The sequence below is a fragment of the Geothrix terrae genome (assembly GCF_022808775.1).
Classification (GTDB): domain Bacteria; phylum Acidobacteriota; class Holophagae; order Holophagales; family Holophagaceae; genus Geothrix; species Geothrix terrae.
In genome coordinates this window covers 333,629-359,105 of record NZ_JAKZLA010000003.1, presented here as the reverse complement: position 1 = coordinate 359,105, position 25,477 = coordinate 333,629, and the positions used below count along the sequence as shown (strand labels likewise).

Annotated in this window: 28 protein-coding genes; 17 read left to right on the top strand and 11 right to left on the bottom strand. The window is 69.8% G+C overall.

All coding sequences use genetic code 11. The features are described from left to right. The first annotated feature begins 77 nt into the window (after positions 1–77). Positions 78–1,544, top strand: coding sequence for a response regulator (locus MLE42_RS07640; RefSeq protein ID WP_243287285.1), 1,467 nt, complete (start codon positions 78–80; stop codon positions 1,542–1,544). A 42-nt stretch (positions 1,545–1,586) separates the two neighbouring features. Next, on the top strand, positions 1,587–2,231 hold the full coding sequence (locus tag MLE42_RS07635; RefSeq protein ID WP_243287284.1) for a hypothetical protein: 645 nt from the start codon (positions 1,587–1,589) through the stop codon (positions 2,229–2,231). 78 nt (positions 2,232–2,309) lie between these two features. On the opposite strand, the gene MLE42_RS07630 is transcribed toward MLE42_RS07635, so the two are convergent. Further along, a complete protein-coding gene (locus MLE42_RS07630; protein ID WP_243287283.1) occupies positions 2,310–3,215 on the bottom strand; it encodes a YoaK family protein in 906 nt (301 codons plus the stop codon). Between the two features lie 125 nt (positions 3,216–3,340). Between MLE42_RS07630 and MLE42_RS07625 the strand changes: the two genes are divergently transcribed. The 7 genes from MLE42_RS07625 (at position 3,341) to MLE42_RS07595 (ending at position 8,443) form a co-directional block, all read left to right on the top strand. Continuing rightward, positions 3,341–4,348: an asparaginase gene (locus MLE42_RS07625; protein ID WP_243287282.1), complete on the top strand. Its 1,008-nt coding sequence runs from the start codon at positions 3,341–3,343 to the stop codon at positions 4,346–4,348. A gap of 176 nt (positions 4,349–4,524) precedes the next feature. Beyond that, positions 4,525–5,793 carry a serine--tRNA ligase gene (serS, locus tag MLE42_RS07620; protein WP_243287281.1) on the top strand — a complete coding sequence of 423 codons (1,269 nt, stop codon included), beginning with the start codon at positions 4,525–4,527 and terminating at the stop codon, positions 5,791–5,793. A 68-nt stretch (positions 5,794–5,861) separates the two neighbouring features. Then, positions 5,862–6,560: an ATP-binding cassette domain-containing protein gene (locus MLE42_RS07615; protein WP_243287485.1), complete on the top strand. Its 699-nt coding sequence runs from the start codon at positions 5,862–5,864 to the stop codon at positions 6,558–6,560. Positions 6,561–6,679: 119 nt separating this feature from the next. Beyond that, positions 6,680–7,003, top strand: a complete 324-nt coding sequence (locus MLE42_RS07610; RefSeq protein ID WP_243287280.1) for an ArsR/SmtB family transcription factor — start codon at positions 6,680–6,682, stop codon at positions 7,001–7,003. Further along, complete coding sequence (locus MLE42_RS07605) at positions 7,000–7,407, top strand: SRPBCC family protein (protein ID WP_243287279.1); 408 nt, start codon at positions 7,000–7,002, stop codon at positions 7,405–7,407. The genes MLE42_RS07610 and MLE42_RS07605 overlap by 4 nt, the downstream gene beginning before the upstream one ends. A 171-nt stretch (positions 7,408–7,578) precedes the next feature. Then, complete coding sequence (locus MLE42_RS07600; RefSeq protein WP_243287278.1) at positions 7,579–7,992, top strand: DoxX family protein; 414 nt, start codon at positions 7,579–7,581, stop codon at positions 7,990–7,992. A 31-nt stretch (positions 7,993–8,023) separates the two neighbouring features. Beyond that, entirely contained in the window at positions 8,024–8,443 is a 420-nt protein-coding gene (locus MLE42_RS07595; protein ID WP_275975773.1) for a DUF1801 domain-containing protein, read from the top strand. Between the two features lie 7 nt (positions 8,444–8,450). Here the strand turns inward: MLE42_RS07595 and MLE42_RS07590 are convergent, their stop codons facing one another. Continuing rightward, on the bottom strand, positions 8,451–10,355 hold the full coding sequence (locus MLE42_RS07590) for a peptidylprolyl isomerase (protein ID WP_243287276.1): 1,905 nt from the start codon (positions 10,353–10,355) through the stop codon (positions 8,451–8,453). A 77-nt stretch (positions 10,356–10,432) separates the two neighbouring features. On the opposite strand from MLE42_RS07590, the gene def reads away from it, so the two are divergent. Beyond that, the gene (gene def, locus MLE42_RS07585) at positions 10,433–10,936 is read left to right on the top strand and encodes a peptide deformylase (RefSeq protein WP_243287275.1); all 504 of its coding nucleotides are present in this window, start codon (positions 10,433–10,435) and stop codon (positions 10,934–10,936) included. Continuing rightward, positions 10,933–11,853, top strand: a complete 921-nt coding sequence (gene fmt, locus MLE42_RS07580; RefSeq protein ID WP_243287274.1) for a methionyl-tRNA formyltransferase — start codon at positions 10,933–10,935, stop codon at positions 11,851–11,853. Before def ends, fmt begins: the two co-directional genes overlap by 4 nt. 86 nt (positions 11,854–11,939) lie before the next feature. Here the strand turns inward: fmt and MLE42_RS16090 are convergent, their stop codons facing one another. The 3 genes from MLE42_RS16090 to MLE42_RS16085 form a co-directional block, all read right to left on the bottom strand. Beyond that, positions 11,940–14,717: a tetratricopeptide repeat protein gene (locus MLE42_RS16090; RefSeq protein ID WP_275975772.1), complete on the bottom strand. Its 2,778-nt coding sequence runs from the start codon at positions 14,715–14,717 to the stop codon at positions 11,940–11,942. Between the two features lie 71 nt (positions 14,718–14,788). After that, entirely contained in the window at positions 14,789–15,205 is a 417-nt protein-coding gene (locus MLE42_RS07560; protein WP_243287272.1) for a cytidine deaminase, read from the bottom strand. Positions 15,206–15,227: 22 nt separating this feature from the next. Further along, entirely contained in the window at positions 15,228–16,178 is a 951-nt protein-coding gene (locus MLE42_RS16085) for a DUF58 domain-containing protein (RefSeq protein ID WP_275975771.1), read from the bottom strand. Positions 16,179–16,252: 74 nt separating this feature from the next. On the opposite strand from MLE42_RS16085, the gene MLE42_RS07550 reads away from it, so the two are divergent. The 5 genes from MLE42_RS07550 to MLE42_RS07530 all read left to right on the top strand — a co-directional run bounded on the left by MLE42_RS07550 (position 16,253) and on the right by MLE42_RS07530 (position 19,804). Then, positions 16,253–17,827, top strand: coding sequence for an amino acid permease (locus MLE42_RS07550; protein ID WP_243287271.1), 1,575 nt, complete (start codon positions 16,253–16,255; stop codon positions 17,825–17,827). A gap of 19 nt (positions 17,828–17,846) precedes the next feature. Further along, a complete protein-coding gene (locus tag MLE42_RS07545; RefSeq protein ID WP_243287270.1) occupies positions 17,847–18,497 on the top strand; it encodes a riboflavin synthase in 651 nt (216 codons plus the stop codon). Between the two features lie 138 nt (positions 18,498–18,635). After that, complete coding sequence (locus MLE42_RS07540; protein ID WP_243287269.1) at positions 18,636–19,013, top strand: hypothetical protein; 378 nt, start codon at positions 18,636–18,638, stop codon at positions 19,011–19,013. 18 nt (positions 19,014–19,031) lie between these two features. After that, positions 19,032–19,400 (top strand): hypothetical protein, encoded by a 369-nt coding sequence (locus tag MLE42_RS07535; RefSeq protein ID WP_243287268.1) that lies wholly within the window; start codon positions 19,032–19,034, stop codon positions 19,398–19,400. Then, a complete protein-coding gene (locus tag MLE42_RS07530; protein WP_243287267.1) occupies positions 19,397–19,804 on the top strand; it encodes a hypothetical protein in 408 nt (135 codons plus the stop codon). Before MLE42_RS07535 ends, MLE42_RS07530 begins: the two co-directional genes overlap by 4 nt. A gap of 18 nt (positions 19,805–19,822) precedes the next feature. On the opposite strand, the gene smpB is transcribed toward MLE42_RS07530, so the two are convergent. Beyond that, complete coding sequence (gene smpB, locus MLE42_RS07525; RefSeq protein ID WP_243287266.1) at positions 19,823–20,278, bottom strand: SsrA-binding protein SmpB; 456 nt, start codon at positions 20,276–20,278, stop codon at positions 19,823–19,825. A gap of 44 nt (positions 20,279–20,322) precedes the next feature. On the opposite strand from smpB, the gene MLE42_RS07520 reads away from it, so the two are divergent. After that, positions 20,323–20,979, top strand: a complete 657-nt coding sequence (locus tag MLE42_RS07520) for a DedA family protein (protein ID WP_243287265.1) — start codon at positions 20,323–20,325, stop codon at positions 20,977–20,979. Here the strand turns inward: MLE42_RS07520 and pip are convergent, their stop codons facing one another. From pip to gmhA, 5 genes are all read right to left on the bottom strand, one after another. Continuing rightward, a complete protein-coding gene (gene pip, locus MLE42_RS07515; protein ID WP_243287264.1) occupies positions 20,980–21,942 on the bottom strand; it encodes a prolyl aminopeptidase in 963 nt (320 codons plus the stop codon). 161 nt (positions 21,943–22,103) lie between these two features. Then, the gene (locus MLE42_RS07510) at positions 22,104–22,991 is read right to left on the bottom strand and encodes a DMT family transporter (RefSeq protein WP_243287263.1); all 888 of its coding nucleotides are present in this window, start codon (positions 22,989–22,991) and stop codon (positions 22,104–22,106) included. Continuing rightward, a complete protein-coding gene (locus MLE42_RS07505; RefSeq protein ID WP_243287262.1) occupies positions 22,988–24,178 on the bottom strand; it encodes a coproporphyrinogen-III oxidase family protein in 1,191 nt (396 codons plus the stop codon). The genes MLE42_RS07510 and MLE42_RS07505 overlap by 4 nt, the downstream gene beginning before the upstream one ends. After that, the gene (locus MLE42_RS07500) at positions 24,168–24,899 is read right to left on the bottom strand and encodes a DUF4124 domain-containing protein (RefSeq protein WP_243287261.1); all 732 of its coding nucleotides are present in this window, start codon (positions 24,897–24,899) and stop codon (positions 24,168–24,170) included. The genes MLE42_RS07505 and MLE42_RS07500 overlap by 11 nt, the downstream gene beginning before the upstream one ends. Before the next feature lie 9 nt (positions 24,900–24,908). Then, entirely contained in the window at positions 24,909–25,472 is a 564-nt protein-coding gene (gene gmhA, locus MLE42_RS07495; protein ID WP_243287260.1) for a D-sedoheptulose 7-phosphate isomerase, read from the bottom strand. Between the last annotated feature and the right edge of the window lie 5 nt (positions 25,473–25,477).

Genomic DNA, 25,477 nt, shown 5'->3' with positions numbered 1-25,477 from the left:
TTGCGTTGGAAGTGCAGATTTCTGGTAGCGTTGTGCCCAGCCACTCTTTCTTCCTCCCGGCCTCCCGAGGTAACCAGATGCCCCGCCTCCTCCTCGTGGACGACAATCCCAGCATCCACCGCATCGCCGAATCCCTGCTGGCTCCCACGGATGTGGAAGTGGTCTGTGTCGACTCCGCCGCCGAGGCCCTGGACCGGATCGTCCGGGGCGAACGGTTCGACGTGGCCCTGGTGGATACCGCCATGCCCGGCATGGACGGGTGGGCCCTGCTGGCCCGCCTGAGGGAGATGGAGGCCACCGCCCGCCTTCCCATCGCCATGATGGCCGGCGTGCTGGACCCCGTGGATCCGGCCAGGCTGGCCCAGGCCCCCGTCCAGGGCTTCCTGAAGAAGCCCATCGAGCTCCGCGAGTTGGCGGATCGCGTGAAGGCCCTGCTGGCGACCCCGGTCGCCTCAGCCGCGCCTGCCGCCGCCGCACCTGTTGCCGCTGTGGCTCCCCTGACGCCGGAGCCTGCGAAGACGGCCGAATTCGCCCGACCGGTCTTTCCGCCGAACCCTCCGCCCCCGGCGCTGGAGGCCCTTCCGGCCCTGGATATCGACCTTCCTGCCCTTGGCACCGACGCCGTGCCTCCGCAGATCGCCCTCGCCGACACGGCCGAGGACGACCTGCTGGTCCTGACGGCCGAGGACCTCTGGCCCGAGGATGTGGTGGCCGAGATGGCCCCCCCGTCCGCTCCTGAGCCGATTCCCGCCCCGGTTCCCGCACAGGTTCCCGCCCCGACTTCCACCTTGGTCCCCGAGCCTCCGGCCGTGGCCCAAGTCCACCTCGACCTGGAAGAGCTGGACCTGGACAGCCTTCACGGCCTGGCCACCGAGTCGCTTCCTCCTCTGCCTGTCGCCCTCCCCGCGGTGGCCGAACCCCTGCCGGCTCCTTCGGCGCTTCCCCCGATGCCTGCGCCGGCGCTCGAGCCCGCCCCCGCGCCCACCCCGGCGGAGGCCCTGGTGGAGGAAAGCCTGCCCGCCTTCACGGGCCTCGAGACCCTCGACGACTTGGGCACCCTCGACCTGCCGCCTCTGCCCGAGCCGCCCGCCGCGGCCGAGCGCCCTCCCATTCTTCCCGTGGCGGGCGTCGCCTTCGCCGGCCTGGCGGCCGGGGCCGCCGGTCTGCTGGAGCGGTCGCAGGAGGCCCACCAGCCCACCCATCCGTCCACTCACCAGGCCGCGCCGGAACCCCCGGCGGCCCCGGTCTTGGAGCCTCCCCCTCCAGCGTTCCCGATCGCCGGAATTCCGCCGGTGGTTCCTTCCGCTGCGCCTGTCCCGCCAGCCATGGCCGCCCCGGTGGAGGTGGCAGCTGCCGCGCCTGGGCAGGCGCCTGCCGCACCCGGGCAGGCGGCCCTCACGCCTGCCCAGGTCCAGGCGCTCCTGGCCGATCCTGCGCTGATGGATGCCCTGGTGAAGGCCCTGGTGGCCCGCATGGGCGATCAGGTGATCCGCGAGATCGCCTGGGAAGTCATGCCGGAACTGGCTGGAAGATTGCAGAGGTAGGTTCATGATCCGCCCTGCCCCTCCGTCTTCCGGGTTCCTCCCATGATCACCGGCTACAACACCGATGTCCGCCATGGGAACCGCGTCTACCACGTGCAGACCGAAGACAAGGGCATGTCGAACCCCAAGATCGAGACCCTCATCTACGTGGGCGGCGAGATCCTGGACAACTACCGGTCTTCCTATGAGGACCTGATCTCGGCCCCGCCCGTGTCCGATGTCGCCGTTCAGGAGCGCATGGATGAGCAGCACCGGGCGGTGATCCGGGACATCAAGAACGGCAAGTACGACCAGACGCCGCCGGATCTGCTGGAGAAGCAGGCCTTTAACGACCGGCCTCTGGACCAGGCCATCCTCGAGTTCCTCCAGCTGGAGGGCGATGTGGACACGCTGGAGCTGGTGCTGGACCAGCCCCTGAAGCCGGCCTTCGGAGCCCCCTTCCGGGTGCGCCTGCGGGCCCGCCTCAGCCAGAGCCAGAGCCCCGTGGCCGATGCCGAGGTCTCGGTGAAGCTGGTGTCCAGCCTCAAGAAGGCCATCAGCCTCCTGACCGGGCGCACGGGCAGCGATGGCCACTTCGATGGGGAGGTCCAGCTGCCGCCAAGCCAGCCGGGCCAGTGCGCCGTGGTGATCAGCTGCACCTGCGACCAGGGCTTCGACGAGCTGAAGGCGGCTGTGGTCGCGCTGTAAGCCTCATGGCAACCCGCGTTGTAGCCTGCGGCCGGCAGCCAGGCGGGGGCAGAGGGCCGGAGGTTACAGTTCCGGGGGTCACGGCGAGGTGTGATCCGGATCCCACTGCCGGCGGAGGCGGTGCAGCAGGAGGCGCATCTCCAGCAGCAGGGGGCGGGCCGCGAGGAAGCACAGGAACAGGGCCAGGGGCACTGTGACCTTGAAGCCGATGTGCCGGAACCCGAGGGCCCCCGATACGCCGCCGACGATGAAGGAGATCAGGATCAGCAGGAGCAGCGTGAGCTTCTGGCGGTTGGCGACGATGCGCTCCCGGCCGTGCCGGTGGTGGACATTCACGTAGGTCAGGCGGCTCAGTTCGATGCCAATGTCCGTGACCGTGCCCGTGAGGTGAGTGGTGCGCACGGCGGCGCCGGAGATGATGGAGGTGACGGTGTTGTGCATGCCCATGATGAAGCAGAGCAGCATGACGGTGCTGGGCAGGGTGAAGCGGATCTCCTGCTGGAGGCGGTTGCCCATGAGCCCGAAGACCATCATCAGGATGGCCTCGAACACCAGGGTCAGCGCGTAGCGGCTGCGCATGCGCCGGCGCTGGCCGAAGCTGATCAGGGTGGTGCAGACGAAAGCCCCCGCCAGGAAGCTCAGCATCATGGCGAGGGCGGCCAGGGCGGTGGCCAGGTCCCCGTCGGCCAGTTCGTCAGCCATGGAGGAGACCACGCCGGTCACGTGCGAGGTGTAGTGGCTCACCGCCAGGAAGCCGCCGGCGTTCACCGCCCCGGCCACGAAGGCCATGGCCCAGGCCAGCTGGCGGTTCAGGGTCTCGGAACGCAGGGCCCCCTCGCGCACCAGGAGCTTCTCCTGGATGGGCAGGGTGGCGATGGCCGTCTCCACGGCCGTCTGCAGCTGCCGGCCGGACAGACGCCCCCTCAGCAGCCGCCGGAGGTAGCGGCCAGCGATCAGCTGGAGGTAGCGTGGAATGCGGCGCATGAGGTGGCGATAGGCCCAGTCCAGTTAACCATCCGGGACCCAGGGCGGCCAACCGTCCGGCCAGGACCCGCCGTGGGCGGCCCACCCGATGGAGAAGTCCGGTCCGTTTCGATTAGGGTGGAAGCATGCGGACGATCCTCCTCCTCCACACGGGTGGCACCCTGGGCATGATGCCCAGCGGGGAACCGGCCTCGCTGGCGCCGGGGCGCTTCCTGGACCACCTGCTGGAGCAGGTGCCGGAGCTGGGCCAGATGGCGAAGCTCTCCGTGGAGGTCCCGTTCAACCAGGATTCCTCCTGCCTGGAGCCGGAGCACATCCTCGCGCTGGCTTCGCGCGTGCGGGCCGCGGCCCAGGAGGTCGACGGGTTCGTGATCATCCACGGCACGGACACGATGGCGTTCACGGCCTCCTGTCTGGGCTTCCTGCTGGCGGACCTGGGCAAGCCCGTGGTCATCACCGGCAGCCAGCGCCCCCTCGCCTTCGTGCGCAGCGACGCCCGCAGCAACCTCGTCAATGCGGTGGACCTGGCCTGCCGCGGGATCCCCGAGGTGGGGATCTGCTTCGGCACCCACTGGATCCGCGGGGTGGCCGCGGACAAGCTGAGCGTCCACCAGTTCGAGGCCTTCCAGAGCCCGAACCTGCCCCCCCTGGCGGAGATCGGAGCGGAAATCCGCCTCCATCCCGACGTGGGCCAGTTCGTCCGGCAGGTGCCAGAGGGCGTGGGAGAGCGGCTGGATCTGGCCATCCACACCCTGACGCCCCACCCGGGCATGGCCTGGAGCCTGGCCCCCGCGGGCGCCAGGGCCGTCCTGATCCAGGCCTTCGGCGCGGGCAACCTGCCCATGGGCCGGGCGGATCTCCGGGCCATGCTCGAGGACGCGCGGCTGCGGCGGCTGCCCGTGGTGGTGATCTCCCAGTGCCCCTACGGCGGCGTGGACCTCTCGGCCTACGAGCTGGGGCGGCAGATCGAGGCGATGGGCGCCATCTCCGGCGGCCTGCACACCCGGTGGGCCGCCCTGGCCAAGATGGGCCTGGTCCTGGGCACCGGTGGCGGCATCGAGGCCGTGCGGGAGGCGTTCGGGGTGGCCTGGGCCGGGGAGCCCATGCCGGAGGGGGCGTGGTCGCAGGACTGAGCGTCGAGTGATTCCCTCCCTGTGGGGGCCCCGCTCCACAGGCTACCCCGCAGCCTGTTCCGCGACCCGCCTGGTCGGGAGGTCACAGGATTGAGCTTCTGCCGTTGATGAGCTCCAAAACGCGTCCGTAGCACGTTTTGGAGCCAGGTAAACTGATAGGTCATTGGGAAACCGACATGATCGACGCCAACCTCCTGCGCAACGACCTCGACGCCGTGGCGACCCGCCTGTCCGAGCGGGGCTACACGCTGGACCGGGCGCGCTACCAGGAGCTGGACCAGCGGCGCCGGGCGGCGCTCCAGGAGGCGGAGGCCCTCAAGGCGGAGCGCAACCGCGTGAGCGAGGAGGTGGGGCGTCTCAAGCGGGCCAAGGAGAACGCGGACCACCTCATCGCCCAGCAGCGGGAGGTGGGCGACCGGCTGAAGGCGCTGGAAGCCGCCGAGCGCGAGATCGAAGCGGCCTTCCGGGACTTCCTGGCCGGCATCCCCAACCCGCCCCACACCAGCGTGCCCTCGGGGTGTGACGAGCATGCGAATGTCGAGATCAAGCGCTGGGGGAAGGTCCCGAAGATCGACGCGCCGAAGGACCACGTGGAGCTGGGCACGGCCCTGGGCATCCTCGACCTGGACCGCGCCGCCAAGCTGAGCGGCGCGCGCTTCGCCGTGTTGAAGGGCCTGGGCGCCAAGCTGGAACGGGCCCTCATCGCCTTCATGCTCGACCGCCAGACGGCGGCGGGCTACACCGAGGTGATCCCGCCCTACCTGGTGAACGCCGACAGCATGTACGGCACGGGCCAGCTGCCCAAGTTCGAGCAGGATCTTTTCAAGACCTCCCGCGGCGACGGCGCCGCGCTCTACCTCATCCCCACGGCGGAAGTCCCCGTCACGAACCTCTACCGCGACGAGATCCTGCCGGCGGACGCGCTGCCCCTGCGCCACTGCGCCTTCACGCCCTGCTTCCGCAGCGAGGCGGGCAGCTACGGCAAGGACACCAAGGGCATCATCCGCCAGCACCAGTTCCACAAGGTGGAGCTGGTCACCTTCGCCGCCGCCGATGAGGCCGAGGCCGAGCTGGAACGGCTCACGGGGAACGCGGAGGCCATCCTGGAGGCCCTGGGCCTGCCCTACCGCCGGGTGCTGCTCTGCACAGGCGACATGGGCTTCAGCAGCCAGAAGACCTACGACCTGGAGGTGTGGCTGCCTTCGCAGGACACCTACCGGGAGATCAGCTCCTGCAGCTGGTTCGGGGACTTCCAGGCCCGTCGCGCGAACATCCGGATGAAGGGGAAGGAGGGCAAGCCCGCCTTCGCCCACACCCTCAACGGCAGCGGCCTTGCCGTGGGCCGCACCTGGGTGGCCATTCTGGAGAACTACCAGCAGCCGGACGGCAGCATCGTGGTGCCCGAGGCCCTGCGGCCCTACCTCGGGGTCGAGGTGATCCGCTGACCACCACCCCCCCGCTCTCGGTGGAAGGTCTCGGCCTTCGCCGAGAGGGGCGCTGGGACTTGCGGGGCGTGACCTTCACCGTGGCCCCGGGCGAGGCCTTGGGTGTGATGGGCGAGAGCGGGGCGGGGAAGAGCACCCTCCTGAACCTGGTGCTGGGTCTGCTCGAACCGACCGAGGGTCGCATCTCTCTGGAAGGCGAGCCCTGGTCGCCCCTGCCGGAACGGGAGCGCCGCCCGCGCCGGCCGAGGATCCAGGCGGTTTTCCAGGATCCCCTGGCCAGCCTGCCGCCACACCGCACGGGCTGGGAGATCCTTCAGGAGCCCCTGGAGATCTGGAAGCGTGGCACGGACACGGCGCGGCAGGAGGCCGCGGCCCGCATGGCCGCGCGCGTGAGGTTCCCGGAGGCGGCCCTGGATCAGCGGCCCGGGGCCTGGTCCGGAGGGCTGGCCCAGCGGCTCTGCCTGGGGCGGGCACTCATGCTGGAACCGGCCCTGCTGGTGCTGGACGAGCCTTTTTCAGCCCTGGATGCGACCCTGGCGGGCCACCTGCTGGAGGTGTTGCTGGGCCTGAAGGCCGAAGGCCTGGCCCTGCTGTTCGCCAGCCACGACCTGGCCGCCGCGCGGAGCCTCTGCGATCACCTGCTGCTGCTGCGCGCCGGTGAAGCGCTTTGGAACGGGCCGATCCGCGAAGCATGGCCCGACCCGGAACCCCCGTCCCTGCGGACCCTCCGGATGGCGATGCTCCAGGTTCCAGTCGCGGAAGATTAGGTCCGCCTTCAACTCCGGGTGCGGGCCGCGAGGCGCCCCAGGATGGCCTCTTGACGATCAATAACCATTTGGCTATGGTTTGTCCCTGCCGGCCACCCGTGCCTGGACGAGGACTCCCCATGCACGCCGAACCGACAGCCGTCCTGAAAATGTTGGCTGATCCGACCCGGCGCGCCCTTTTCGAGCGCTTGAGCCGGGAGGGCGAAATGACGGTGCATGCGCTGACCGATCCGTCCGGGGTCTCCCAGCCCGCCATTTCGAAGCACCTCGGCGCGCTCAAGCATGTCGGCCTGGTGCGGGGCCGGCGGGACGGGCGGGAGACGTATTACCGGGCCGAACCCAAGGCGTTGGCACCGCTGATCGACTGGATCAGCTTCTATTCAACCTTCTGGCATCACCGGTTCGACCGGTTGGAAGCCCTCTTGAAGAGGATGGACCCATGACGCACCCCAGCGACACCAGGACGCTGATCGTGGAAAGGGAGCTGCCGCATGCCCTCGAGAAAGTCTGGCGGGCGCTCACCCAGGGCCCGCTCATCGAAGCCTGGCTGATGGAGAACGACTTCAAGCCCATCGTGGGCCACCGGTTCGATCTGCGCGCCAACTGGGGCGTGGTCGAGTGCCAGGTCCTGGCGGTCGAGCCGAACCAGGCGCTGTCCTACACGTGGGAGGCCCATGGCCTCAAGAGCGTCGTCACGTGGACGCTCACCCCCGCGGGCGCCGGGACCCACCTGCGCATGGAGCAGTCGGGCTTCCGGGCGGATCAGCAGCAGGCCTATCAGGGCGCCCAGGTCGGCTGGCAAAAGTTCCTCGCGGGCCTCGAACGTGTGGTGGGGGACCTGTCGTGAGCGGCGTCCCCGCCTCGCGCTAGCAGCCTGTCCTCACCGCCCAGCATGGGTTTCCATGCGTCGCACCCCCTGGAATCGCCCCTGCAGAAGCCGTCCCTCGTAACAGCGGGTGGGGAAGTGATTCCGGCTTCTCGAACGAAACTCGCAGCCCCCCCAACCCAGAGGTGCCCGATGCCCACTGAAACCGCCCGCCCCGTTCCCATCCCTCGCTGGAGGCTCTGGACCGGCCGGGTCCTCTCCTTCATCCCGGTCGCGATCCTGCTGAGCAGCGCCTGGGTCCGGGCCACCCACCACACCAACGCCGTGGCTGAAATCGTCACGGCCTATGGCTATCCCGAATCAGCCATCGTCCGCATCGTCATCGCGGAATGCGTCCTGGTGGTGCTCTACCTCGTCCCGCGAACGTCCATCCTCGCCGCCATCCTGATGACCGGCTATCTCGGCGGCGCGGTGGCCGCGCATCTGCGGATCGCGGACCCGGCACGCGCAGCGATTCCGTTGGCCGCGGGCCTGTTCGCCTGGGGCGGCCTGTACGTGCGGGACGCCCGTCTCCGCCACCTCCTTCCCCTCCGCCGGTCGGCGTGAGTCGGATCCACGGAATATCTAGGGTGGGATCATGAAAAAGTCGGACGCAGACCAGGGCCAGTCAGCCTCGGAGCTCATCTCGGGAAGAATCGCCGAACTCGGGGACTGGCGCGGGGAGACCCTCCGCCGAATGCGCGAGCTCATCAAGGAAGCAGACCCGGACGTCGTCGAGGAATGGAAGTGGATGGGCACTCCCGTTTGGTCGCACGACGGCATCATCTGCACAGGCGAATCCTACAAGAACGCCGTGAAGCTCACCTTCCTCAAGGGCGCATCTCTGAAGGATCCGGCCCGTCTCTTCAACTCGAGTCTCGACGGGAACGCGCGGCGCGCGATCGACATCCGCGAAGGCGAAGCGGTGGACGCGTCCGCCTTCAAGGCGCTCGTCCGCCAGGCGGTCGCCCTGAATGGCTCCGGCAAGGGGGACCCTTCGAAGAAAGCGAAGTCCTGAGGGGGGCCTAGTCTTCGACCGGCACCTGCACAGCGCTGGCGTTCACGTAGATGCCGCCGAAATGGCCCCAGAAGCTGCTGAGGCCGGGGCGCAGGCGGCCTTCCTGGTCCAGGGACTGGAGCTCGGCGGAGAGGAGCTTCTGGGCCTCGGAGGTCTGGACCTCCTGGATGAGGCTCCGGCGCCCTTCGAAGCCGAGGGCCGGGGCGGGCTCCCGGGAGACGATGCGGGCGGCCCACAGCTTGCCGTCCGGTGCCCAGAGCAGGGGCGTGGTCTGTCCGATGGGGGTGTCCAGCAGAGCTTTGCGGATGCCGGGGTGGGACACCAGGTCGCGGAGGCCGCTGAGAGGGGCCGCGGCCTGGTCGGAGACGGGACCCACGGCCTGGAGGCCGCCGGTCTTCATGGCCTGCTCGGCTTTGGCCAGGGCCTGCTTGCGGGATTCCTCCAAGCGGTAGGCGGCCAGCACCTTGGTGCGGATCTCCTTGAAGGGCGGCACGGCCTCGGGCAGCTCCTCCTGCACGCGGAAGAGGATGTGGCGATCGGCGAACCGCATGGGCTTGGAGACCTCGCCCACCTTCAGGCGGAAGGCCTCGCCGGCCATCTGGGACAGTTCCGGAAGGCCTTCGGACTGGGCGCCGGGCTCATTGCTGAAGGGCTGGCTGAGCTGGGCCTGGCTGGCGAAGCTCTTGGCCGCGGCACCGAGGTCGCCCCCGTTGGCGCGCTTGCGGATCTGCTCCAGGCGCTCCTGGGCGCGGGAGTTGAAGCGGTCCTCCGAGATCTCGCGGGCCAGCTGGTCCTTGACCTCCTCGAACCGCTTCTCCCGGCGGCCTTCCAGCTTGATGAGGTGGACGCCGTAGACGGTCCGCACGGGCTGACTGATCTCGCCGGGCTTGAGGGCCGCGGCGGCATCCGAGAAGGGCTTGACCATCTTCGAGGCGTTGAACCAGCCCAGGTCGCCGCCGTTGCCCTTGGCGCTGGGATCCTCACTGAGCTCCTCGGCGGCCTTGGCGAAGTCCTGTCCCTTCACGAGGCGTCCCCGCAGCAGCTCGGCCTTGGCCGTGGCCTCCTGGAACTGGGTGTCGCCCTCGGCCTTGAAGAGGATGTGGCGCGCCTTGAACTCGATGAAGTCGCTCTTCCGGGCTTCGAAGGCGGCCTTGAGGGTGGCGTCGTCCACCTGGAGGTCCTTGCCCAGGGCGGCGCGATCCACGGCCACGTACTGGATCACGCGGCGAGGGGGCTGGAGGAAGCGCTGGCCGCCGGCCTTGTAGAACGCCTCCAGAGGGGCGTCGCCGGGATCGGCCACGGCGGCCGGATCCACGGCCAGGGTGGCCTGTTGGAAGGCCACCTTCTCGTTGCGCAGCCGGTTCTCCACCGCCAGCCAGGCTTCGTCCACGGGTACCTGGAAGGCCGCCTGCTGGATGAGCTTGGTGCGCAGCAGCTCGCTGCGCAGGTTCCGCTCCTGGATGGCCGGGTTGAAGCCGGTGTCCTGGAAGATCTGCTTCAGTTCCGCGGTGGACTTCAGGTTGCCGTTGGCATCCAGGAGGACGGGGTACTGCTTCAGGAAGGCCCGGAGGCGGGCGCCCACCTCTTCGTCTGTCACCACCACGTGGTGCCGTTCCGCCAGTTCCTCCATGAGCTTCTGGTTAATGAGGTCCTTCAGGGCCTGGGACTGGACGAAGGGCTTGAGGGCCTCGGGGCTGGCCTGCTTGCCATAGCGCTGGTAGAGCTCCTGCATGTGCTCGGCCAGGTCGCGCAGCAGCACGTCGCGGCCGTAGACCCTCGCCACGACGGTATCCGGCGTATCCACCCGCCCGGAGGGGGCCAGATACGCCACCAGGCCCAGCAGGACCACGATCATGATCGCGGCCATGGGCGTGCGGTTGGATTTGAAGACCTGGCGGAAGGAACGCAGCATGCGGGGCTCCGGAGCACGGACCTCCCAGATTACCTCGGGAACGGCAATGGATTACACTGGAATGCTGGAGCGAATGCATGGCCGTCCTGCCCGTACTGACCTGGGGCGATCCCCGATTGAAGAAGAACAGTGAGGATGTGGGGGCATGGACCCCCGAGCTGGAGCAGCTCGTGGCCGACATGTTCGAGACGGCCCTGGACGAGGAGGGCGTGGGTCTGGCGGCACCTCAGGTCGGCGTGAACCTCAACCTGGCCGTGATCGACTGCTCCTGCGGGGAGGATCCGGCCCAGAAGCTCGTCCTCATCAACCCTGAGATCGTCCGGACCGAGGGCAGCCAGGTGGGGCCGGAGGGCTGCTTGTCCATTCCCGGCATCCGGGAAGTGCTCGAGCGCCCCCAGAAGGTGGCCATCCGCAACCGGGCCAAGGACGGCAGCTGGCATGAACTGGAGGGCGAAGATCTGCTGGCCCGGGCCTTCTGCCACGAGATCGACCACCTGCGCGGCCGGCTCTTCGTGGAGTACTTCGGGCCCGTCAAGCGCCAGGTCATTCAACGCAAGTACCAGAAACAGGCGCGGGGATGACACGCATCGCGTTCCTCGGCACTCCCCGCGCGGCCGTCCCCGCCCTGCGGGCCCTGGCCGAGGAGGGGATCGAGGCGGTGTTCTGCAATCCCGACCGGCCCGCGGGCCGGGGGCGTCACCTGGAAGCCCCGCCGGTGAAGGGGGCGGCCCTGGAGCTGGGCCTGCCCGTCCACCAGCCCCCGACCTGGAAGGCGCCGGAGACCCGCGAGCTGTGGGACTCCCTGAAGATCGACCTGGCCGTGGTGGTGGCCTACGGGCACCTGCTGCCCGGCTGGATGCTGGATTCCTGCCCCAACGGCGTCTGGAACCTGCACTTCTCCCTGCTGCCCCGCTGGCGGGGCGCGGCACCCGTGAACCACGCCCTCCTGGCGGGAGACGAGGAAACGGGCGTCAGCCTCATGCGCCTCACCCTGGGGCTGGATGAAGGGCCCATTCTGGCCCAGTCACGGCGTGCCATCGGCCACGGGGACACGGCCGAGAGCCTGCTGGCGGCCCTGGCGCAGGACGCGGCCGAGCTGCTCATGGATCAGCTGCCCCTGCTGCTCTGTGGCTGCGGCCGGCCGGCGGAGCAGCACCACGAGGAGGCCACCTACGCGTCGAAGCTCCGCAAGGACATGGGCCACCTCGACTGGCACCGCCCGGCGGCGGAGCTCCACCGCCAGGTGCGGGCCCTCTGGCCCTGGCCGGGGTCCGAGCTGCAGCTGGAGGGCCAGCCCCTCAAGGTCTGCGGCGTGGGGGCCCTGCGGACCTGCTACCGCGACCCGGGCCAGCTCCTCTGGGGCAAGGAGGGCGCCTGGCTCACCACCCCCGAAGGTGCCCTGGAGCTCACGCAACTCCAGCGTCCCGGCAAGCCCGTCCAACCCGCCCTCCAGGCCCTCCAGCCCTGGGGCGCCAGCGGCAGCCGGGCACTGAGCTAGCTCACGCCAGGTCCGAGGGAAAGCGGGTGGGCGAGCAGGATGAAAGCCCTCGCCCGGCTTCGCTGGGCGAGGACCCCCGGAGAACGTCAGGCCAAGCGCGCGGCCACGTCCCGGTAGTCGGGGTCCATGGCGTGGACGGCCTTGAACTCGGCGGCGGCCAGGGCGGCCTGGCCCTGCTGGAGGTAGATCTCGGCCAGATCGTAGCGGAGGCCGATGCTGTCCTCGGGCGGGAAGCCTGGGGCCTCGACGCCCTGCCGGAGCCAGTCCACGGCGGCCTGGAGATCGCCCCGGCTCTGCTCGCAGATGCTGAGCATGGAGCAGCACTCGAGGGTCCGCTCGGGGTCGCCCATGGCGATCTTGAACTCTTCGATGGCGGGATCGATGAGCATCATCTCCTTGTAGGCGATGCCCAGGTTGTAGTGGGTGTCGTAGTCGTCGCCCTTGACCTGCTTCTCCACGCCCTCCCGGAAGGCGCTGAACAGCTCGTCGACGCTCTGGATCTTCTCCACCACATGGGTGGCGTCGTGCATCTCCTCGCCTTCGCCCGTGTCCAGGAGGGCGGTGCCCAGCACGTCCGTGAGGTCGAAGAAGGAATTGGCGAAGTCGCCTTCCTCCAGGGCATTGGCCTTGGGGGCGTGGCCCAGCTTCTGGAGGGCGATGGAGGCCCGCTCCATGCGGGTTTCCAGTTCGGGGTGTCCCGGGAACTGCTTGAGGGCGGCCTGGATCTCGAGTTCCGCTTCCTCCGGGCTCCCGTAGTCCAGCTGGAAGTCGATGTCGCCCAGGAGGCTGACCAGCTCATCCGGGAGGGCCGGCTCCACCGGGGGCGCCCAGGGTTCGGCGGCCGAGAGCGGTGGCAGGGCTTCGACGACCTCCGGCGAGAGGACGCCGGTGGGCATAGGGGGGAGCTGCAGCGTGGGGGCGGAGAGGGGATTCGATCCGGCGCTCAGGTCGGACAGTGTCTCGTCCATCCAGCTCAGGTCGGAGGCGTCGAGCGCCGCGGGCGAGACCGCCGCCGAAGGCAGGGCTGCGGCCGGGACGATGGGCTCCGGCCGCACGGGCAGGCCTTCGCCCAGGGGGATGGGCTCCCGTGAAGGGGGAAGCGGCTTCTTGGCCGGGGGCGCCGGGGCGAGGTCGGGGAGCTCCAGCTCGATGGGCTGTTCCAGGGAGATTGAAGGCTCGGGCAGGGGCTCGGGCAGAGGGCTGGGAGCGGGGACAGGAGCGGGCGCGGCGAGGGGGATGGCCGGCCGTGGCGGGGGCGGGGCCGGCACGGGAATCGGCGGGGGGGCCGGAGGTTCGGGCAGGCGGGCGCCGGGCTCGGGAAGGCCCAGGGTCCGGCGGTGGATGCGGGTCGATCCCGGGAAGAGCTGCTCGGCCATGTCCAGCAGCTGGGCGGCTTCCCGCTTCCTGCCGAGCTGGTTGAGGGCCTGGGCGCTCTGCACGTACTGCATCTGCACCTTGGTGAGGTGCCCCGTGGTCCGGTGCACGGCGACGATGGCCTCGATGATCGCGAGGTCCGAGGGGTCGAGTTCCAGGGCCTTCTTGTAGCTTTCCACGGCGCGGTCGTGGCTGCCGCCGCGCAGCAGGGCCTCGGCCTCCCGGGAGAATTGTTCGATCCGCAAGCGCCGGACGGGATCCAGCTCCGTGTCCCCACCGCCTTGAAGGGTGGTCTCCATGATCGCCGGGGCCTGGAAGCCCGCGGGGGAACCGGGCTGGAGCGGGCTCGGCGGCGGCGCCGAGGCATCGGGAACCGCGCCCAGCCCGCGCAGCTGGTTGGCGAGCTGCCCGATCTGCGTCTGGTCATTGGTCTGGTGGGCCAGGCTGTACGCGTTCTGCAGGGCATGCACCTGGTCGGTCCGGTTGCCGCTCTGGTGGGCGATCTCGGCGAGCAGGACCCAGGCCTCGAGGCTCATGGCGCTCTGCATGGCCCCCCGGAGGCTGCGGCCCACGATGTCGCCGGAACCCCGGCGGGCCAGCTCGCGGGCGATGGGTGCGAACAGCCGGAGGCCTTCGTTCCCGCGATCGGCATTCACCAGGTTGCGGAGGGCCTTCTCGGCCAGCGGAAGGGACTTCTCCGGGAGCTGGGCGACCTCCGTCAGGGCCTCCAGGGCGCGGTCGGGGTGGCCGCTGCGGAGTTCGATCTCGGCCAGGGCCTCCAGCAGCTCCGTGTCACGCGGGTTGCTGGCTAGGCCCTCCCGCAGGTGCTGGGCGGCGAGGGCGTAGTCGCCCTGGATCACCCCCAGCCGGCTCTGGGTGAGGAAGACGTGGGGCGTGGAGATCATCGACTTGGCGCGCTCGAGGATCTGGTTGGCCTCCCCGTGCATCTGCTCCATGGCCAGGGACTCGGCCACTTCGAGGTAGATGCCCGCCGCGCGGTCCTTCATGCCCTCCTTGTTGTAGAGGTCCGCCAGCTTGACCTTCATCTTCAGGTTCTTGGGGTCCAGGTCGACGACCTTGTTGAACTCCTCCAGGGCCCGCTTGATGAGACCCTTCTTCTGGAAGTGCTCGGCCACCTGCAGGTGGACCTTCACCGCGTCGGTGACCTTGTTCATCTGCCGATAGAGGTCCGCCAGGCGCTGGGCCGCGTCGATGTCCTCCGGCGCGTTGCGCACCACCTTCTGGAAAATGGCGGCGGCGCGGGCATGGAAGCCGTCCCGCTCGTAGGCCCCGCCGAGCCGCTTGTGGATCTCCACGCCCTCCCGGGACCGCCCGATCTGCACGTAGAGGTCGCCGATCTGGTTCAGGGTGGCGTAGTCCTTGGGATTGTCCTCGACGAGCTTGTGGAACTCCTCGATGGCCCGATCGACTTTCCCCGCCGTCAAGAGCTTGTCGGCTTCCTTCTTGACTTTGACGCGATCAATGGCCATTCACTTCCTCAAGATGCCTGACGGTTCGGAAAGTGTAGGCGGCGGGGGCCCACTTGGATAGATCCTGTGGTCTAGGCGAGATTGCGCCCCGTGAAGCTGTGGGGCAGCAGATCCTCCAGGCGATGGAGCTCGCGGTCCCGGCGATTGGCCAGGAGGACCGGCAGGCGCTCGGCAAACTCGGCCAGCGCCTGCCGGCAGGCGCCGCAGGGTGGCGTCAGCAGATCCACGTCCGTCACCACCACGGCGGCCACCAGGCCTCCCGGACGCAGGCCGGCGGCCACGGCGGCGCTGAGGGCCCCCCGCTCGGCGCAGAGGGTGACGGGGTAGGCGGCATTTTCCACATTGCATCCGGCCACGATGTCGCCCGAGGCGGTCAGCAGCGCCGCCCCGACCTGGAAATGGGAATAGGCGGCGTGGGCATTCGCCCGGGCCTTCCAGGCCGCCTCCAGCAGGGGCGTCCAGGATGGGGATTGGGGATCGTCGAACACCGGCGCCTCCGTCACGTTCAGATTAGCGGAGGTTCTCAGGGGCCGGCGGGTCTCCGGAACCCTCGGCCTGGGCGAGGGCCAGGGCGCGCCAGCAGGGGGCGTGCCCCCGCACTTCCCGGGTCTCCAGGGCGCCCTGGAGCTCCAGGCTGACCTCCCGCTTCTGGAGGCGGGCCTGGAGCACCGCGCCGGAGAGCCGCTCCAGCTCCCGCTCGAAGGGTCGGCCCGGGGCCCAGGCGGCGAGGTCGAGCCGCAGGTGCAGGCCCTGGGGGCGCTCCTCGTGGAAGGTGCGCACCCAGAGCTGGCTCCGCTGGGCCGTGCGCTTCCAGTGGACCCGGCCCGGGGGATCCCCCGCCCGCCAGGGGCGCGCCCCCTCCGGGCTGCTGGTTCCCTCCTGGGTCACCGTGCGATGGCCCTCACCCCGCCATCCCGCGGGAGGGGCCGGCGGGGTGCGGGGGTGGGGCAGGATGAGCAGGTCCTGGTCCAGGTCGATGAAGCGGGCCTTCTCCACCAGACCGAAGGGGAAGCGGGTGCGGAGCTCCAGCCGGTGCGCCTTCGTCCAGCCCCGGTGGCCGGCGCGGGCCTGGAGGACCACCAGGGTCTCGCCGCCGGAGGTGGTCCGGCCCAGAAAGCCCGGCTCCACCTGGCCATCCTCCAGGGTGAGGTGGAGCTCCAGGCCCCGGATCCGGCCCCGACCATGCTCTCGGCCCCGGTCCTGGAGGCGGAGCCGGAGGCCGCCCCGGACGCGGGCGAAGAGGTTGCCCTCCTCAAGGCTGACGATCCGGAGGCCCTGAAGGGCGCGGCGGCTCAGGACCCCGGAGACCAGGAAGAGGCCCAGCATCAGGGAGAACACCAGGTAGAGCAGGTTGTTCCCCGTGTTCACGGAGAAGGCGCCCACGGCCAGCAGGGCCAGCAGGCACTGCGCGCCCAGCCCCGTGAGGGAGAGGCGAAGGCGGCGGTCGCTCCACAGTTGCATGGCCTCCAGCCTACCTCGCCATGCGACCGGATATCCGCCTGCTAGCATGATCCTCTCTCCCCACAAGGCCCCCCATGCTGGAACGTGTCCTTCGCACGAAAACCCTGGAGCAGCTCCGCGCCAGCGCCGATGAGCCGGAGCACCAGCTCAAGAAGAACCTGGGGGCCTTCGACCTGACCATGTTCGGCATCGGCGCCATCATCGGCGCGGGCATCTTCTCCAGCATCGGCACCGCCGCGGCCGGGAACATGGTCGACGGGCGGCTCCCGGCCGGGCCCGGCCTGGTCCTCAGCATCCTCATCGTGGCGGTCATCTGCGGCTTCACCGCCCTGGCCTACGCCGAGATGGCCTCCATGATCCCCGTGTCGGGCAGCGCCTACACCTATGCCTACGCCACGCTGGGCGAGCTGATGGCCTGGATCATCGGCTGGGACCTGCTGCTGGAGTACGCCATCTCCAACGTGGCCGTGGCCATCTCCTGGGGCGACTACGCGCGGAGCTTCCTGTCCACGGTGCTCCACGTGGACATCCCCGGCTGGCTGGGCATGGACCCCCGCAGCGCCCTCAAGCTGGCCGAGGGCGTGCCGGCCATGGACCTCGGCGCCAAGCTCCACGCCCTGGCCCAGGCCAAGGCGGGACTCATCAGCGGCGGCGCCACCTTCGCCAACTGGGAGGTGGTGAAGGCCGCACCCAGCCTGGGGGGCTTCCCCATCACCATCAACCTCCTCGCCGTGATCATCACCGCCCTGATCACCTGGCTCTGCTACATCGGCATCAAGGAGAGCGCGCGGGTGAACGGCGTCATGGTGGTGGTCAAGGTGATCATCCTGCTGGCGGTGGTGGGGCTCGGCATCAAGTTCATCAGCCCGGGCAACTGGCATCCCTTCGTGCCCCACGGGTGGCGGGGCATCCAGGCGGGCGCGGCCATCATCTTCTTCGCCTTCATCGGCTTCGACGCCGTGAGCACCACGGCCGAGGAATGCCGCGACCCGGGCCGCGACCTGCCCCGGGGCATCCTGGGCTCCCTGGTCATCTGCACCGTCATCTACGCCGCCGTGGCCCTGGTGGTGACGGGCATGCTGCACTACACGAAGCTGGGCGGCATCGCCGATCCCCTGGCCTACATCTTCACCCAGCACAAGATGGCCGGCATCGCCGCCGTCATCAGCTTCGGGGCCGTCATCGCCACCACCGCCGCCCTCCTCGTCTACCAGGTGGGCCAGCCCCGCATCTTCCTGAGCATGAGCCGCGACGGCCTGCTGGGGTCCTGGTTCGGGAAGGTCCATCCCCGGTACAAGACCCCCTCCACGGCCACGGTGCTCACCGGCTTCCTGGTGGCCATCCCCGCGGCCCTGCTCAACATCGACGAGGTGGTGGAGCTGGCCAACATCGGCACCCTCTTCGCCTTCGTCATCGTCTGCGCCGCCGTGCTCATCCTGCGGAAGCGCCGGCCCGAGGCCCCCCGGAAGTTCGTCATGCCCTTCGCCTGGGTCGTGGCGCCCCTGGGCATCCTGGGCTGCTTCTGGATCGCCAAGGGCCTGCCGGCCATCACCTGGTACCGCTTCTTCGGCTGGCTGGGCATCGGGCTGGTGATCTACTTCTTCTTCGGCTCGCGGAACAGCCGCCTGGAGACGCCGGCTGCGCGATGATGGATCCGGAGCGGCCCCCATGTTCACCGGATTGATCAGACACCTCGGCACCCTGGAATCCCGCGCCTCGCGGCCCGGCGGGGCCCGGCTGCGCATCGCGGCCCCGCCGGACCTGCTGGCCCGGGCTGACCTGGGCGCCAGCATCGCCGTGAACGGCGCCTGCCTCACCAGCGTGGCCGCGGATGGCCGGGCCTGGGAGGCGGACCTCAGCGAGGAGACGCTGCAGAAGACCACCCTGGGCCGCCTGCCCCTGGGCGCGACCCTACACCTGGAGCCGGCCCTGCGCGTGGGCGACCCCCTGGACGGCCACCTGGTCTCCGGGCACGTGGATGGCGTGGGCCGGCTGCTGGAGCGCCCCAGCGCCAAGGGCGGCATCGACGAGGGCATCTGGCGCTTCGCCATGCCCCCGGAGCTGGCGCCCATGACCGCCCCCAAGGGCTCCATCGCCGTGGACGGCATCTCGCTCACGGTGGTGGACTGCGGCCTGGATTGGTTCACCGTGGCCCTCATCCCCGAGACCGTCACCCGTACGGCGCTGGATGCCATGCGCCCCGGCGACCCCGTGAACCTGGAGGCCGATCCCGTCGGCCGCTTCGTGGCCCGCGCCCTGGCCCTCCGCGGCAGCGAGGAGAAGCTCGCCAGGTTCGCCCAGGGCGGGTGGAGCGGCTGATCCGAAGTGGCATCTCCGGCTCGACCGCCGGCCAGGCCTCTTTTGACGGAGACCGCCCTGCGCGATACATTGACCGCGACACGCCCATCCCCTCTCCGAGGCCCTGTGCTCCCTCGAGCTCTCCTCCCGATGCTCTCCATGGCCTTGGCTCTCGGGGTCGCCTGTGTCAGTCCAAGCGCGAGACAGGAGAAGGCGCGGACCTTCGAGGCCGGGCTGCTGGGACCCATCCAGGACGGGCGGACCACCCGCCAGGAGGTTCTGCTGCGGCTCGGCACCCCGACCTCGGCCTTCGAGGGAGGCCGGATCCTCACGTACGATTTCGTGGTGGACCTGAATGGGGAGTGGCGCCGGGCTGGGGGCGGCGGGGCGAGCGATTGGACCTATCCCCATCCGCGCACCTCAAGTCTGGTGCTGGTGTTCGGACCGGATGACCGCCTGGTTCGGCACAGTCTGGTGAAGGATCCGCGTCAATCCGATCCTTCTCCTCAGGATGTGGCGGCCTCATCGCCCCAGTAGGTTCTGAAGGAGTCCACCTTGGGCCAGCCTCTTCCTCTCGGTCTCCTCCTGGGCATGGCTCTCCTGGTGGGCTGCACTCCTCCGCAGCTGAGGCAGGCGGCGCCAGCGGAGAGCGAGCTGGAGTGGTTCGCCTTCCTGAGCGATGGGAAGACCACGCGGGAGGACGTGCTGCTCCGGCTCGGGACGCCCAGCGCGCGCCTCGAGGGGGAGCGGATCCTCACCTATGCCTTCTCGCGGAACGCGGCGGGAGCCTGGGGTCCCGTGGGACGGCGCTGGGACCGGGCGCTGAAGACACCCGTCTTCTCCGATCACCATGTGCACAGCCTGGTGTTGGTCTTCGCGGTGGATGGAAGGCTGGTCCGCCATAGCCTCGTGATATCCGGATGAAGCGCTCCCGCGGGTTGCTCCTGGGCTTCCTGGCCCTGTCCCTCCAGACCGGATGTCTGATCTGGCCCTTCCCCACGGGAGACCTGCTCGCTGGGCGAGGCCGGATCACCCCGCAGTACGTCTCCTCCCTTCGGGTGGGCGCGTCCACCCGGGAGGACGTGTTGCTCCATCTGGGGGAACCAGACGAGGTGGTGGACGGCGGGAAGATCCTCGTTTACCGCTGGACCGAAGCGCGGGGATTCATCGCCGTCGCGGGCAGCTATGGCGGAGGCGTGGTGGCACCCTTTCCTGGCCACCGGGCGCTGAGGCTTGAGTTCGGGCCCGACGCGCGCCTGGTCCGCCTCGCCTTCGAGCGCGGAACACCTCGGCCGCCGGCCGGGCCGGTTCCCAGGGGGGAGTCCTGAGGCTCCGCCGGGAGCAGCCTACTCCCGGGCCCCCTTGCGGATGCGGTCCATCTCGCGCTTCTGCTCGCGCTGCTTCAGGGCCTCGCGCTTGTCGCCCACGGCCTTGCCTTCGGCCAGGGCGACCTTCACCTTGATCTTCCCCTGCTCGTTCAGGTAGATCGCGAGGGGGATGATGGTGAGGCCCTTGCGGACGACCTTCGCGGTCATCTTGGTGATCTCGGCCTTGTGCAGCAGCAGCTTGCGGGGCCGCAGCGGGTCGTGGTTGGCGTAGGTGCCGAACTCATAGGGCGAGATGTGGGCCTGCTTGAGCCACAGCTCCCCTGCCACCGCATCCACATAGGCGTCCTGCAGCTGGCCCAGGCCCGCCCGCAGGGCCTTCACCTCCGTGCCCTGGAGCGCGATGCCCGCCTCCCAGGTCTCCAGGACGTGGTAGTTGTGCAGGGCTTTGCGGTTGCGGACGAGATCCTCGCTCATGGCTCCAGTGTATCCGCCGGTAGACTGGGGTTTTCGGATCGCCCATGCTCCAGAAGCTCCTCGCTCCCGTCATCGCCTGGATGGTGGCCCTCATGGCCGTCCTGGGGCCCCTGGGCGTCATGCTGCTCATGGCCATCGAGAGCGCCTGCATCCCGCTGCCCAGCGAGGTCATCATGCCCTTCGCGGGCTACCTGGCCTTCCAGGGGAAGCTCACCTTCCTGGGCCTGGGGGCCGGAAGCCCCGTGGCGCAGATCTGGATCGCCGGAATCTTCGGCGCCCTGGGCTGCAACCTGGGCAGCATCCCCGCCTACGAGGTGGGCGCCTGGGGCGGGCGGCGGGCCATCGAGAAGTACGGGAAGTACATCTGGCTGCACACCGGGCACCTGGACCAGGCCCACCGCTTCTTCGAGCGGTTCGGCCCCGAGGCCATCATCCTCGGCCGCCTGCTCCCCGTGGTGCGCACCTTCATCGCCCTGCCCGCGGGCATCGCCCGCATGAACCGCACCCGCTTCCACCTCTACACCTTCGCGGGCAGCCTCCCCTGGTGCCTGGGCCTGGCCTGGATCGGGTACAAGCTCGGCGAGAAGTGGAACACCCTCGGCCAGTACTTCCACAAGCTGGATGCCGTCATCGGCGTGCTCATCGCGGCGGGCGTCGCATGGTTCGTGTACGACCACGTCAAGAACCGGAGCAAAGGCTGATCAGCCCGCGAATCGATCCGTAGCCGCCACCAGGGCCCGCGAGATGCCGGGCTCGTAGGCGCTGTGGCCGGCGTCGGGGACGATGACGAGGTCGGCCTCGGGCCAGGCTTTCGACAGGGCCCAGGCGCTCTCGATGGGGCAGACCATGTCGTATCGGCCCTGGACGATGGCGCCCGGGATGCCCTTCAGCCGGTGCGCGTCGCGCAGCAGCTGGGCCTCGTCCATCCAGCCCTTGTTCAGGAAGTAGCTGCACTCGATGCGGGCGAAGGCCAGCGTGGTGGCCTCGTCGCCGTAGGAGGCGATGAAGTCGGGATCAGGGATGAGCTTGCTGGTGGCGCCCTCCCAGATGCTCCAGGCCTTGGCGGCGGGCAGGTTCACGGCCGGGTCCTCGCTCAGCAACCGCTTCGCATAGGCCTGCAGGAAGTCGCCGCGCTCGGCCTCGGGAATGGCGTCGCGGTAGGGTTCCCAGGCGTCGGGGAAGATGCGGCTGGCGCCCTCCTGGTAGAGCCAGTCCACCTCGCGCTGGCGCAGCAGGAAGATGCCGCGGAGGATCAGCTCCGTCACGCGATCGGGGTGCGTCTCGGCGTAGGCCAGGCCCAGGGTGGCGCCCCAGGAGCCGCCGAAGACCATCCAGCGCTCGATGCCCAGCTCCATGCGGATGCGCTCGATGTCGGCCACCAGGTCCCAGGTGCCGTTCTCGCGGACCTCGGCGTAGGGAGTGCTCTGGCCGCAGCCGCGCTGGTCGAAGAGGATGATGCGGTACCTCTCCGGGTCGAAGTAGCGCCGGTGCTTGGGGCTGGTGCCACCGCCGGGTCCTCCGTGGAGGAAGATGACGGGCTTGCCGCTGGGGTTGCCGCTCTCCTCCACGTGCAGCTCGTGCGGACCTGACACCTTCAGGCGCAGCACCCGGGTGGGCTCGATGGGCGGGTAGAGCCAGCTGACGGGATCCTTGCGCAGGGACATCGAGACTCCTGGGGGCGTTAGAACCAAGGAAACCACACTCGCAGAGATCGCGGAGAAGCGGGAGGGCCGCAGAGTCAAAGACTACGAACATCATGCGGCCTTCCTCCGCGTTCCTCTGCTCTCCCTGCATCCTCCGCGAGTGTGGTGTCTTTTACAAAGGGTCACACGAAGAACAGGGCCGCGGCGCCCGCCAGGGCCAGCAGCGTGCCCAGGATGGCATGCCAACCGACCTTCTCCTTGAACCCGAAATGGGAGACCGGCAGCAGGATGATGGGCGAGAGGGACATGAGGGTGGCGGCCACGCCCATGGGGGCCCTGGCGATGGCCACCAGCGACAGCACCACGCCCAGCACTGGGCCGGTGATCGCGCCGAGGCTGATGAAGGCCGCGGCCCGGCCGTCGCGGAGACCGCCCAGCCCGTCGCGCAACCAGCCCGTGGCGGCGAAGGAGAGCCCCAGGGCGCCCAGACCCGCGGTCACCCGGATGAGGTTGGCGGAGATGGGAGGGAAGCCGTCCGCCAGGCCCTTCATGCTGAAGAGGAGGCCCACGGACTGGCCCAGGGCACCGCCGACCCCGAGGGCCACGCCGCGCCAGAGGTGGGGATGGGGCTCGCGATCGCCGCCATCCCACACCACCCAGGCAATGCCGCCCAGGGTGAGGGCCATGGCCAGGACCTTCGGAAGGCTCAGGCTCTGGTCCAGGAACAGCCAGGCCAGCAGGGCGCTGAAGATGGGGGAGAGGGTCATGAACAGCATGGCCAGCCGCGCGCCGATGAGCACGAAGGCCTCGAAGAGCGCGGTGTCGCCCAGGGCGAAGCCGATGAGGCCCGATACCGCCAGCCAGCTGAGGCGCGCCGTCCCCGCCTGCCAGGGGAAGGCCTGGCCGTAGAGGACGAGGTGCAGCAGGATCAGCAGGACCCAGGCCATGAGAAGTCGCACCAGGTTCACGCTGGCGGACCCCACCCGCCGGCCTGCGATGGTGAAGCAGACGGAATTGAGGGCCCAGCAGGCGGAGGTGAGCAGGGCGGCACTTTCGCCGAGGTACGTCATACGAACATCTGCAGGATGCCGTTGCTCATGAGCATGCCCCGGGGGCTGAGGCGCACCCGGTCGCCCTCCCAGACCGTGAGCCCTTCCTTCGCGAGGGCCCGGAGCCGCGCCTCCCACCCATCCGTCAGAGGCCGCAGATTCAGGTTCTCCGCCTCCCGTCGCAGGGTGCCCCAGTCCACCCCGCGGTGCAGGCGCAGGCCCAGCAGGGGGATCTCCGAAAGGGCCTCCGCCGCGTCCAGTTCCTGGAGGTCGACCCCGCCGCGGCCTTGGGTCCAGGCGGGGATGACGGAGGTCTCCGTCCAGCGGAAGGCCGCCAGCTGCGAGGCGGCGCTGGGGCCCAGGCCCAGGTAGGGGCGGCGCTCCCAGTAGCGGGTGTTGTGGATGGACTCACCCCCGGGCCGCGCGTAGTTGCTGATCTCGTAGGGCGCCAGACCCAGCGGCGGAAGCTCGGCCTGGAGGGCTTCGAAGACATCGGCCACTTCGTCCTCCGAGGGCAGCGCCAGGCGGCCCGCGTCGATCTCCGCGCGCAGGGGGCAGGCCTTGTCGAGGTCCAGGAGGTAGACGCTCAGGTGGTCGAGGCCCGTGGCGGCGAGGGTGCGAGCGTCTCCGATCACCCTGGACAGCGACTGTCCAGGAATGCCCACCATGAGGTCGGCGCTGCGGCGGCGGAAGCCTGCACGTTCCGCCAGGTCCAGCGCCTCGAGGGCCTGCGTGGCCCCGTGAATCCGCCCCAGCCGGGCGAGCAGGGCGTCGTCCAGGGCCTGCACGCCGAGGCTCACGCGGTCCCAGCCCAGGTCCCGCGCCTGCTGGAGCCAGGCCAGGTCCACGGTGCCGGGGTTGGCTTCGAAGGTGGCCTCCATCAGGGGCGAGAGGCTGAAGGCCTCGCGAAGGGCGGCCGTGAGCACCGCCAGTTCTCCCGGGGAGAGCAGGGAGGGGGTGCCCCCGCCCAGGTAGATCGTGTCCACGGCGGGTCGCTCCAGGGCGGCGCCCCAGACCCGGACCTGCTCCGTCAGGCGCCGGATCGTGGCCGGCTGGAGGTCGCGGTCCCGGGTGGTGGCGAAGGAACAGTAGGTGCAGCGGTCCAGGCAGAAGGGGATGTGCAGGTAGAGCCCGAGCGGCTCCCGGTGCGCGGCGGCCCTGAGCGCCGGCAGCCTCTCCGCCAGGGGGGGCGGAAGGTCAGGGGTCAACCATCACCTGCTTCACCGCCTCCCGCAGGGCCCGGACCTCCTTCGGGAAACGCCAGGGAGCCTGGGTGGGCTCCGCGGTCCGCTCCAGGGCCTGGTACCGCTGCTGCAGGAAGGCATGGCGTTCGGGCCGGGGGATCCGCCCGCCCATGTGGAGCTCGAGCAGCTCGAGGTTCTGCTGGAGGCGGGCCGCCTGAGGGTGGTAGAGGAAGACGTTCAGGAGCAGGTGGCCGAAGGCGAGGCCCAGAACCAGGAATCCGCCCACCACCGGGAGGCGGAGCGCGGTGCCCAGCCCCAGGGCCAGCCACCAGCCCATGAGGACCATGAGCGCCAGCGCCAGGAGCGGGACCAGGGGCATGGCCCACAGGCCGTTGCCCCAGAGGCAGTCGTGGATGAGGGAATCGGTGACGGCCTCGAGGGTGCGGCGGTCGTTGGCGGTCCGGGCCCGGAGCAGGTGCTGGTCCAGGGCCTCCCACGCCTGTTTCTGGGTGGGATTGAGCGTCACCTGGCGGTAGCCGCGGGGAACCAGGTTCTGGGAACCGGTCTGGGCCTGGCGGGGGCGGCCCGGCTCCACCGCGGGCGGGGGTGGGGGCTCCAGGATCTCCGCGTCGGCCGGCGGCGGTGTGTTGGTGATGTGGGTCTGCCCGCCGGCATCGCGCCAGTAGTAGGTTCGCGAAGGCTGGCCCAGGAGGGCCACGACGAGCAGTGCCGCGGCGGCGATCACCCGGCGGCCTCAGAACTGGGCATCGAGGGCCTCGCACCAGAAGTGGTAGATCATCTGGTGGATCTCCTGGATGCGCGCCGTCACGGTGGAGGGCACCACGAGGGCGTCGTCCATCAGGCCCGCCAGCTTGCCGCCGTCGCGGCCCAGCAGGCCCAGGGTGCGGACCCCCAGCTCCTTCGCCGAGGCCGCGGCCCGGATCACATTGGGGCTGTTGCCGCTGGTGCTGATGCCGATGAGGAGGTCGCCGGGACGGCCCAGGGCCTCCACCTGCCGGGAGAAGACCTGGTCGAAGCCGTAGTCGTTGCCGATGGCCGTGAGGGCCGAGGTGTCCGTGGTGAGGGCGATGCCCGCGAGGGCGCGCCGCTCCTTGAGGTAGCGCCCGCTCAGCTCCGCGGCCAAGTGCTGGGCGTCGGCGGCGCTGCCCCCGTTGCCGCAGACGAGGATGCGGCCGCCCCGCCGCAGCCGCTCGGCCATGTCGTCAGCCTGGGCGAGGAGGTGGTCCATCTCTTGGGCGAAAAAGGCCTGCTTGAGCTGGACGGACTCCTGGACGTGCTGGAGGAGGATCTGCTTCATGCCGC